The 10,485-nt window shown below is 49.9% G+C and carries 11 protein-coding genes; 3 read left to right on the top strand and 8 right to left on the bottom strand.

Annotated features, from left to right (window positions below; genetic code table 11):
* The first annotated feature begins 138 nt into the window (after nucleotides 1–138).
* Together ABY802_RS14300 and ABY802_RS14295 are read left to right on the top strand one after the other, a co-directional pair.
* Nucleotides 139–300 (top strand): hypothetical protein, encoded by a 162-nt coding sequence (locus ABY802_RS14300; protein ID WP_372627802.1) that lies wholly within the window; start codon nucleotides 139–141, stop codon nucleotides 298–300.
* A 54-nt stretch (nucleotides 301–354) separates the two neighbouring features.
* On the top strand, nucleotides 355–1,029 hold the full coding sequence (locus ABY802_RS14295; protein WP_290610076.1) for a DUF3334 family protein: 675 nt from the start codon (nucleotides 355–357) through the stop codon (nucleotides 1,027–1,029).
* A 42-nt stretch (nucleotides 1,030–1,071) separates the two neighbouring features.
* Here ABY802_RS14295 and ABY802_RS14290 read toward each other — a convergent pair whose 3' ends face one another.
* The 5 genes from ABY802_RS14290 to ABY802_RS14270 all read right to left on the bottom strand — a co-directional run bounded on the left by ABY802_RS14290 (nucleotide 1,072) and on the right by ABY802_RS14270 (nucleotide 5,537).
* Nucleotides 1,072–2,268 carry a multidrug effflux MFS transporter gene (locus ABY802_RS14290; RefSeq protein WP_372627801.1) on the bottom strand — a complete coding sequence of 399 codons (1,197 nt, stop codon included), beginning with the start codon at nucleotides 2,266–2,268 and terminating at the stop codon, nucleotides 1,072–1,074.
* A 98-nt stretch (nucleotides 2,269–2,366) separates the two neighbouring features.
* Entirely contained in the window at nucleotides 2,367–3,581 is a 1,215-nt protein-coding gene (locus tag ABY802_RS14285; RefSeq protein WP_372627800.1) for an ATP-binding protein, read from the bottom strand.
* Nucleotides 3,582–3,583: 2 nt separating this feature from the next.
* Entirely contained in the window at nucleotides 3,584–4,273 is a 690-nt protein-coding gene (locus ABY802_RS14280; RefSeq protein ID WP_372627799.1) for a winged helix-turn-helix domain-containing protein, read from the bottom strand.
* Nucleotides 4,273–4,665, bottom strand: a complete 393-nt coding sequence (locus ABY802_RS14275; RefSeq protein WP_372627798.1) for a DUF3019 domain-containing protein — start codon at nucleotides 4,663–4,665, stop codon at nucleotides 4,273–4,275. Before ABY802_RS14275 ends, ABY802_RS14280 begins: the two co-directional genes overlap by 1 nt.
* Nucleotides 4,665–5,537, bottom strand: coding sequence for a MipA/OmpV family protein (locus tag ABY802_RS14270; protein WP_372627797.1), 873 nt, complete (start codon nucleotides 5,535–5,537; stop codon nucleotides 4,665–4,667). The genes ABY802_RS14275 and ABY802_RS14270 overlap by 1 nt, the downstream gene beginning before the upstream one ends.
* Before the next feature lie 245 nt (nucleotides 5,538–5,782).
* On the opposite strand from ABY802_RS14270, the gene ABY802_RS14265 reads away from it, so the two are divergent.
* Entirely contained in the window at nucleotides 5,783–6,808 is a 1,026-nt protein-coding gene (locus ABY802_RS14265; protein WP_372627796.1) for a LacI family DNA-binding transcriptional regulator, read from the top strand.
* 56 nt (nucleotides 6,809–6,864) lie between these two features.
* Here the strand turns inward: ABY802_RS14265 and ABY802_RS14260 are convergent, their stop codons facing one another.
* The 3 genes from ABY802_RS14260 to ABY802_RS14250 all read right to left on the bottom strand — a co-directional run.
* The gene (locus ABY802_RS14260) at nucleotides 6,865–8,562 is read right to left on the bottom strand and encodes an alpha-amylase family glycosyl hydrolase (RefSeq protein WP_372627795.1); all 1,698 of its coding nucleotides are present in this window, start codon (nucleotides 8,560–8,562) and stop codon (nucleotides 6,865–6,867) included.
* Nucleotides 8,563–8,564: 2 nt separating this feature from the next.
* Nucleotides 8,565–10,061 (bottom strand): MFS transporter, encoded by a 1,497-nt coding sequence (locus ABY802_RS14255; RefSeq protein WP_372627794.1) that lies wholly within the window; start codon nucleotides 10,059–10,061, stop codon nucleotides 8,565–8,567.
* Between the two features lie 211 nt (nucleotides 10,062–10,272).
* Nucleotides 10,273–10,485, bottom strand: a 213-nt coding sequence (locus tag ABY802_RS14250; protein WP_372627793.1) for a VOC family protein, incomplete at its 5' end; no start/stop codon positions are given.

The raw sequence follows: 10,485 nt of genomic DNA, 5'->3' as shown, positions 1-10,485 counted from the left end.
GCTATAATAGCAAGGAATCAGCAGCGGCGAAATCAACCCCGGTTGGAAATAGTGCCGGGGTGTTAGCTTAAATTGTGCAGGGTTGTTTTAATCGCGATGCGCTGTTTGCTACACTGAGCACAACTAACAGGAGCGAGTATGATGTCTGATTTTGATTTTGATGCTGATTTAAATGACCTTGATTTTGATGGCGCAGCAGCAGCGCTGGCGAAACAGCAAGCGGAAGCCGAAGCAAAAGCGGCTGACCCACAATTTGGTGACGACGACGACGAATGTAGCGGCGGTGCTTGCAAAATTTAGTGTTTGTTGTTGATAAGGGCTTATACTGTCAGAAAATAGTCCTTGGATAATAAAATGAAAAAAACCCGTATTATTACGACTGACGACATTCTGCTGACGCTTTGTCAGGCAGTTAACGGTGTGCTGTCAGCCGCTGGCAACCCGGCGATCAGTCACTCACCTATGGTCCAGAAAATTCAGAAAACCTGCCTGCGACCTGATCTTGGCTGCTTCGTGTTATTTGACGGCGGTTTCTCCGGCCTGGTTATTATTAACTTTACGGCACCGGCCGCACTGGAAATTTACCGTAAATACATGATGAGTATGGGTATGCCGGAAAATGAGCTGGCGCAATTTCATACCTCGGATGAAGTGGGCAACGTGATGGGCGAACTGATGAATCAGATCGTCGGTGACTTCACCAACAAGGTCCGCCTTGACTTACACACCTCGATTAATCAAAGCCAGCCGAAAATGATGGCGATTAATAAACAAGTCCAAATTCTGATTAACACCCAGCTTGATCAACCTCAGGCCCGACGCGTTACGTTCAGCACTCCAGAGCATAATATTTTTTACATGGAACTGGCGATGGATAAAACCGAATTTATTCAATTGCAGGAGTTTGAAAAATCTGAACAGGAACACCCGGACGATATTCTGGCTAATGCGCAGCAATACCGCCAGGAAAATACCGTGGATGTTGAGCCAGCAGTGGACGATGACTTCCTGAAAAACCTCGGTTTTTGATTAACGTCAACGCTGCAGGCTAGGGTTGAGCCTGAGTATCTTTTACTCTGGCTTAGCTGCAGCAGCGCCAGAGTGCAAAACCTGGCGCCACAACTGGCTCAGACCGATCGCCAGCACCCCAGCTAACATCAGCATCGAAAAAGGCAGGGCATCACCGGTATAAAACCAGGCCAGCAAGGGCCCGGCTAAGGCGCCACTGCCAAAGCGCAGGGTGCCAATAACCGCAGTCGCGGTGCCGCTGTTATCCGGGAACTGCATAATAATCATGGCGTCGGCATTAGTGGCCATTAACCCCAGGCTGGCCATCAGTGGTGCGATGGTAAATACCGTGTACCACAACCCCATTCCTGAATAGTTAAAAACACAAAGTAAACTCGCACAGACTAGCGCCACTATCAGACCAAAGCGCAGCATCCGCTGGGGCCCAAACCGCACCACCATCCGGCTGTTTAGCAGGTTTGCACTCATCAGCGCCAATACGTTGCAGCCAAACAATAGCCCGAACATGTGCTCGCTCACCCCGAAATAGCCGATATATACAAAGGATACGGCCGTTAGAAAACAGAAAAAGGCGAAAGATGCAAACATGGAACTGGCAATATCAGGCCAGGCCGCTTTATGCCGGAAAACTTTACGGTAACCACTGAAAAATGCCGGCCGTTGCTGACCGTAAGAACTGGTGATCTCCGGTAAATAACGCCAGCTGAAAAATACCACCACTGCACCATAAAGCGCTAAAAACAGAAAAATGGCCTGCCAGCTTGCCAGCCAGATAACCCCACTGCCCATCGCGGGCGCCACCAGGGGTGCCAGCATCATAATCATAGAGACATACGACATACCTTTAGCGGTATGCTGCTGATACAAATGGCGGATAATGCCAGGCACCACTACCGAGGCTGCAGCCCCTGCCAGCGCCTGCACCGCGCGCCAACATAAAAACCATTCAATACTCTCTACCTGGCTTAAGGCGACACTGGCCAGAATAAAACCTGTTAAACCGAACACCGCCAGGGGCCGGCGGCCCAGCATATCGGCCAGCGGTCCAAACAGCAGCATCCCCACGCCGTATGCCGCCAAAAAAATACTCAATGATTGCTGTACCAGACCAATATTTGTATCAAGCTGCAGGGCCATCATTGGCATGGCTGGCAAGTACATATCTATTGCCAACGGTGTCGTGGCGACCACCGCTGCCAATAGCATCAGCAACCAGATAGAGGGCTCAGAACGGGACATAACAGGTACTCTTATTTGCTGGCTTAATTTGCTGGCTTAATTTTCTGTTTATTATTGCCGGATAAACTACAGTGGCAGTTAGTGCGTTAGTAACATCATTAACTGAGCGGCAACAGCAGTTGAAAACTGGCGCCGCCAAGCGGGCTGTCGCCGATGATCAGCTTACCCTGGTGCCATTGCGTAATGCGCTGGACTATGGCCAGACCTAGGCCAAAACCACCCTCTTCCCGATTGCGACTTTGCTCCAGCCGGTGAAAGGGTTTCAATACCTCCGCCCGGCGCTCAACCGCAATGCCCGGGCCATCATCGTGCACGCTGATCCGCCACTGGCCCTGCTGCGCTTTAACATCGACCACAATTTTCTGGTTAGCATACCGCTTAGCATTGACCAGTAAATTCTGAATTGCCCGTTCCAGATAGTGCGCGTCACAATAAAATAATGCCCTTGCGGGCAGTTGCAACTCAATCGTTGCCCCTGGCAGCGGTGCCAGTTTCTCCGCCACATTATGAATTAACTCGGTTAGATCTACCTGCTGTTTTTTCAGATTCAGCTGATGGCTTTGCAATCTGGCATAGTCCAGCATTTCGTCTACTAATTGCTGCAACTCCCGGACATCCTGCAGCATCAGGTTTTTATCGTTTTCCGGCAATTGCGCTGCCATTTCCAGGGCAAATTTCAGCCGGGCAATAGGGGTGCGCAGCTCATGTGACACGGCATGGGTCATTTCCCGCTGCAGCTCCAGCAACGAAATAATTTGCTGACTCATTTGCTGAAAACTATCGGCAATCGGCGCGATAAACGAGCGGGCGGGTAACTGTAATTCCGCAGGTTGCCCTTTGCCAAATCGCTGCAGGCCTTGCTGTAAAAACCGAATATCCCGCGCAACCGGCCACAGCCACAATGCTACAGCAACCGCCAGCAGGCTGAAAAACAAAATACTGAACCAGTCAAACCCCGAGCGTTCATTCAATTGCAGCGGCCCCAGCAGCCACAGCTGCTCGTTGCGCAGGCCATAAAAATACACACTGTTGTCCTGAAACAACGGCAATAAATGATTTTGTTGTAATAGTTGCCACTCCGCAGGCTGCCAACTTACGCTATCCATTGCTACTGCCTGATAAGGCAGCCCCAGATGACTGGCCCATTGTGCCTCGGGTAAGCGCATAACCAGCGCCATTTGCTCAGCCAGGGTATCAACCAGCGCAGGTAACTTATCGCCCTGCGCATATTGCCACAACTGATCAACGGTCCAACCCAAGCCAATCAGGACCAGGAATAAAAACAAATAGAAGTGTAGAAACAAGCGATGCATAGTTACCAGGCGTCTGCGACAAACAAATACCCTTTACCCCAGACCGTTTTAATCCGAAACGGCACTTCGGCATTGTCACCCAGCTTGCGCCGTAAATGCGATACCCGCACATCGACCGTGCGGTCAAGGCCGTCATATTCACGACCGATAATTTGCTGGTGAATCGCCTCACGCTTTACGGTTTGACCCGCATGGCGCGCCAGCATCCACAATAAATCGAATTCGTAGCTGGTCAGTTCCACCAGCTTGTTATCAAACCAGGCTTCACGGGAACGCTGTTTTAACATTAAACGGCCAAATGCCAGCTCTTGTTGCTCGGCTTGCGGGCTGACCTGAGTGCGCCTGAGTAAGGCATTAATCCGGGCCAGCAACACTCTGGGTTCAACCGGTTTAATCACATAATCATCGGCGCCCAGCTCCAGCCCCAAGACCTGGTCAATATCACTTTGTCTGGCGGTAAGCATTAATACCGGCCCCTTAAACCACGGCCTTATTTGCCGGCATACGCCAAAACCGTCCAGGCCAGGTAGCATCAAATCCAGCACAATTAAGTCAGGTTGGAATTGTTTACATTGCTCTGCCACCAGGTCGCCCCGGCTTTGTTGTTGCACTGTAAAACCATGTTGCACCAGAAAGCTTTGTACCAACCCGGCCAGCCGGGCATCGTCTTCCACTAACAGGATCTTGGCCATTAAAAAATACTCCATGCGCCGGAGATACGGCGACGCTTTGCGGGTTGCCGGGTTAACACCTGCAATTCGATACTCAGCAATACCTGCTGTTGCTGGCGCAGGCTTAACCACCCCGTTTGCCAGTTAACCTGTTGCTGCCACTGGCCACTGGTGGCTTCCTGCCAGCAACGCTCTGGCTGCTCGGCCAGATATAAACAAACGGTACGGGGAGTGTCACTAAACCATATCACCCGCAACTCTGTCTCACAGCCTTGCTCCAACTTGTCGGCAACACAGACTATCGGGCTCACCTGCCAGCACAGGGGCTCTGTGCAATCTTCAGCAATAGCCTCGGCCTGAGTGCATACCGACACGCCAAGTACTAAGGTGAATGCGCACCGTGCTAACCACATCAGAAAAACCGGTAACTCACGCCACCAAACCAGGTTGTAACGTGGTCAGAGCGTACCAATGCGCTGTCGGTCATTGCGCTATCCAGCTGTAAATACCTAAGAAATATCAATACACTAAGCCGCTCTGTTAATGGTTTGTTCCAGTTTAACCGAAGTTCGGCCTGCCAGCTATCCCGCCCCAGATATTCCTGCCCTGGCGGTACTTCTAATGCCGTTAAACCATAATAGGTGTCTATTAACTGGGCGCTTTTCCAATGCAGGTTGGCCGACAACTGCCAGTTGCCATAAGCGCTTTGCCAACCCCGTCTTGCCCCCACACTGGCGTACTGGCCATGATGTTGCTTACTGGCATCGGTCCAGTAGGCCAGATGCCATAAAGTGTTATGCCTGACGGTATCTAATTGCAAGCCGATATCAAAGGCGGTTGGTCTTTTTGAAACCTGACTGACCGCAACTTCAAAAGGTGCCTGCCGTTCAAAGGCAATACTAAACTGAGGCATCACTACTGTACTGGCTTCAAACTGCAGCAAATTACCACTAAACCATTGCTGAAAATAGCCTTTTTCCTGATTAAACTGGCCAATAATACTAAGCTGAGTACGCTCACTCAGCGCAACGCTGCTGCCAAGCCGGCCATTGTCAAAGAACCAGTATTCGCTGTAATAATAAATTTCAGGCAAGACCACTAAATCCAGGTTTTTACCGCCATTTAACGGGTTACTGCGCTGGCCATAACCCAGTGCCAGGCTTAAATACAGTTTTTGCTGTTCAATACAGTCATTGCCCTGGCAAGTAGGAGCAGCAGCCGAAGCCGCCATGCTGCTTAGCAACAAGCTCATTAATAACACAATTTTTAATGGCGTTTTGAACACAAATGCTTACCTGATAAAAGCGACAAGCTAGTTTAGCAAGGGGCAGGCCTGCACCGAAACAGAAATAACATAGTTTGACAAATTTACCTCAATTGTCACAGACGGCCTGGTTAAAACCAGATACCAACACCGAAATTGAATCTGCTCCTAAATCCATCTATGATGAGCCGACTATAACGATAATGCGCTGTTCAGATTGCTGCAGTTTGCTGCAGGGCTGTACCGCTGGATAAGCAGAGCACAAGATGAAAGACAAAGCGACATCCTTTGATATTGCCTATCTGGCCGGGGTATCTCAATCTACGGTGTCCCGGGCACTGCGTGACAGCCCGCAAGTGAACAAAGAAACCCGCGAGCGGGTGCATGCCATTGCTAAACAGCTAAATTACAAGGTGGATAAAAACGCCAGTAATTTACGCAAGCAGCGCAGCAGCACCCTGGCGTTGTTGTTGTTTGAGGACCCTACTTCTGATGAGTCATTAATTAACCCTTTCTTTCTGTCCATGCTCGGCAGTATTACCCGGGCTTGCGCTAAACGGGGGCAAGACTTACTGGTTTCCTTTCAACAGCTTAGTAATGACTGGCATGCCGACTATGAAGACAGCAACAAAGCCGATGGTATTATTCTGCTGGGATACGGCGACTACGTCGATTACGAGGAAAAACTGGAAAAACTGCTGGCACAGGAAACCCACTTTGTCTGTTGGGGGGCAGAGGTGCATGGCCATCCGGAGTTTACAATACGCAGCAACAATCGTGAAGGCGGCAGACTGGCAGGTGAGCACCTGCTGGCAAATGGCTTTAAAAACTTTGCCTTTGTTGGAAATGCTTCAGAACATAGCCCTGAATTTTTTGAGCGCTATCAAGGCTTTACCGATGCCCTGTATGCTGCAGGCATTCAGCCATCTGATATTGCCCAGTGCGATGCGATTTCCACAGAAAATGCCGGTGACCACGCTATCCGCCACATAATACAACAAGGTAAACCGATTGACGCGGTATTTTGTGCCAGCGACATTATTGCTATCGGTGTGATGCGGGCCTTGCATCAGCTGGGGCATAAAATCCCGGCCGACATCGCGGTAATGGGCTTCGACGATATTCCGGTAGCATCATTTGCTACCCCGGCGCTTAGCACCATTCAGCAGGACACCTCACTAGCCGGTGAAATGCTGGTCGACAATGTACTGCGACTTATTAACAACCAGGCTATTGTCAGCACCCATATCCAGCCTAAACTGATTGTCCGCCAGTCCTGTGGCAGCCGCTGAAGCGGCTACCACACCCTGCAAATTCATACTGTGCCAACCTGACTGACCACTGACTATCAGCGACTTTGCAGCACCAGCAAACCATAAGCCGCTATGCTATCGCCATCAGTATCAAATGCCCAGCTGGCGCTCAAGCCACTACGGCTAATGCTGCTGATATCCTGAGCACTTTCGGTTAAGTTCAGCACAAACAGCGTTTTACTGCCGTTCAGCTCGCGGATTATTTGCACTACGCCGTTCTCAAGCTGGCTAACATTATAGCTGCCGTCGGTGCCAAATTCCGGACGCTGTTTCTTATTAGCAATTAAAAACTTATACAGTTGCCAGACCGAATCAGGCTGTGCTTGCTGAGCTGCCACGCTGCGATCTTCAGCTTTTAGCTGCTTCACCAGAAAATCCGGCCACCAGTTGGGAAAGTTGTCGCCAAACAATTCCAGTTGCTCGACCCAGTTGTTGTCACTTTGGGTAAAACCTGCCTGTTTGCTGTTGTCCCACAGCATAGGAGCCCGTTTAAACACATCGTGGCCGCTACGGTCCTGGGTTAAGCCAATTTCTTCACCATAGTAAATGTATGGCGTACCGGGTGAGCTGAATAACATGGCCGCAGCCAACTTGGCTTTGCTGTCGTGCTGTTTTAACTGAAAGGCTACCCGCTCCTGATCATGGTTGGTTAGAAACGGTGCAAAAAAGCTTAGCGGCGCCACAGAATCAATGCGTTGCTGCACGTTTTCTGTCAGTACCGAGGCATCAGCCACCTGCTGCTGATTTGACTGCATGGTACCAAACTGTGCTTCGCCCGCTGTGTTCTGCTGTAACAAGCCCAGAATTTTATAACCCACTTCAAAATCAAAGCCCTGATCCAGCCCTTTGCCATCGCCGAAATAGCGGGCTGCTACCGGAATATCCACCCAGGCTTCACCTACTAAGTAGGCCTCTGGGTTGACGCTTTTCACGAACTGATTAAAACTTTGCCAGTAAGCAATAGTCTCAGCGGTATCCGCCTGGGCATTAGGGCCGCCTTCCATCGCAAAACGTACGGCGTCTAACCGAAAGCCGGCCACGCCTTTATCGAGCCAGAATTTGGCCATTTTTTCCATCTCAGCTATCACATCGGGATGGCGTAGATTGACATCCGGCTGACTGGCACCAAAGGCGGCGTAATAATATTGCTGGCGGGTTTCGTTCCAGTGCCAGACCGCGTCGGGTTTATCATTGTCGCTCCAGGCATGGCCCCAGCCGCTGCCCGCCCCTGGCATATCGTCGCGCCAAGTAAAGTAGTCTTTATAGGGTGCTTCACCCGCGGCCGAACGGACAAACCACTCGTGCTCGCTGGAGATATGGTTAATCACCAAATCCAGGATCACCTTCATGCCTCTGGCATCAGCAGCCAGTATAAAAGCTTCGAATTCAGCCATGCTGCCATAGTCACTTTCTACCTGATAAAACTGCGTAAAATCATAACCATGGTACGACGGTGCCTCAAACATAGGAGTCAACCATAACGCAGTAACGCCTAGCTCCTGTAAATAAGGCAGTTTGGCGGTCATGCCATTAAAATCACCATGGCCATCACCATCGGTATCGTAAAAGCTGCGGGGCCAGATTTGATAAAAAATTGCGTCGTCCCACCACGGCGAGCTGGTATCAGCAGTAGCGGTAACGGGTTGCTGATCAGCGACCTCCTGTTGCGGCGCCGGTGAGCAGCCAGATAGCGCCAACGCCAGTGCGATAGCTGATAACGAAACTTTAACCATAATTAACTTTCCACTTTTACTGTTTTCACCCGCAGCACATACAGAGCTGCAAATACATAAGAGCAGCCGCCAATAGCCAGTGCATAAATGGCCTGGCCATCAAAAAAGTAACCGATCAGACTGCCCAGAATGGCTGCTGCCAATAGCTGTGGCAACACTATAAAGATATTAAACATGCCCATGTATACCCCCATTTTATGGGCCGGTAAGCAATTAGACAGCAAGGCATAAGGCAGCGATAAGATAGAGGCCCAGGCGATACCGATACCAATCATCGGTAGCCATAATAAGGCAGGGTCTTTTATCACAAAGAATGAAAACAGGCCGGCTGCACCACACAGCAAATTAATCGCATGAGCTTTCTGGGTGCTGGTAATTTTAACCAGCAGCGGGATCAGCAAGGCGGCAATAGCAGCAAAACCATTATATACCGCAAATAATACGCCAACCCAATCGGCACCATTATTGTAAGCCACTGAGGTTGTATCGGTAGTGCCGTAGTGATAACTGGTTACCGCGGCCGTCGTGTATATCCACATGGCAAATAACGGAAACCAGGAGAAAAACTGCACCACAGCCAACTGGCGCATGGTGGATGGCATGGTAAACAAATCGTCGGTAATCTCTACCAACATATTGCGATTGGCGCGCTGCTTAAACCAGCTGGCTATCCATTGCAGTACACCAAAGGCAGCAATCAACGCCCCTAATAAATACAATTGCTTATCTAAATTACCGTAAGCCACCACTACCAGTGCAATTAACCCTATTATCACTGCTGCCGCACCGCTTTTCCAATAGTTTGCTGCCGGAGTAGCGGGTGGTGCACTGGGAAATTCGGCCTGCTCGGCCGCATCAAAAGCCGCCAGTTGCTCTGGGCTGTATTCTTTGCTGGAAACAATGGTCCAGCCAACCGCTAAGAATAGCACGGCACCACCAGCGTAAAATGAGTAAACCACCGAATCCGGGATCATGCCGGCAGCAGCCGTATTGGCAACGCCGAACCAGTTAGTCATCATCCACGGTAAAGCTGAAGCTACTACCGCGCCGACCCCGATAAAGAAGCTTTGCATAGCAAAACCCGTTGGTCGCTGCTTTTTATTCAGGTTATCACCAACAAAAGCCCGGAACGGTTCCATGGTGACATTAATAGCCGCATCTAAAATCCACAACATACCGGCGGCAAACCATAACGTTGGCGAATTTGGCATAAGTACCAAGGCAGCAGTCGTTGCCAGGGCACCATATAAAAAGAACGGCCGGCGACGGCCAAGTGTAGTCCAGGTTTTGTCACTAAAATGGCCAATAATCGGCTGCACCAGCAAGCCAGTTAACGGTGCAGCAATCCACAGAATGGGGATTTGCTGCATATCGGCGCCAAGAGTTTGAAAAATCCGGCTAACGTTACCGTTTTGCAGCGCAAAACCGAACTGAATTCCGAAGAATCCAAAACACATATTCCAAATTTGCCAGAAACTCAGGTTCGGCTTTAGTTGCATGGTGGTGGTCTCTCAAGGCTGTTAGTATAATTTTATGCCTGTCTCGCACTGTTTTTGGGCTAATCAGGCTGTCCTAGCATCTTTGATAACCCCATTTTAGTGCAACCACAAGATGAATACGTATTCAAACGCGTTTTACTGACAGACTTTGGTGCAGCCTTAGCAGGTAACAGCAATAAGGATGTGAAAAATAAAAGTAAGTTACGATAAATTAGCGATGCTGATCCAACATAATCTGGTTGCCATCCGGGTCTTCCAGCACAATATGGGCGGGCCCAGAGCTTTGCTCGTCAGCTGTTTTAATCAGCGTTATACCATCTGCCTGCAATTGGCTTTGGATCTTTCTAACGTCAGTAAATTCATCCATGTTCTGGGCGTTTTGATCCCAGCCCGGATTAAAGGTAAGAATGTTTTTGTCGAACAT

The organism is Arsukibacterium sp. (genome assembly GCF_041616895.1).
Lineage (GTDB): Bacteria > Pseudomonadota > Gammaproteobacteria > Enterobacterales > Alteromonadaceae > Alishewanella.
Note: the sequence above shows the minus strand (reverse complement) of the source record. Positions and strands in the feature narration are given on the sequence as shown.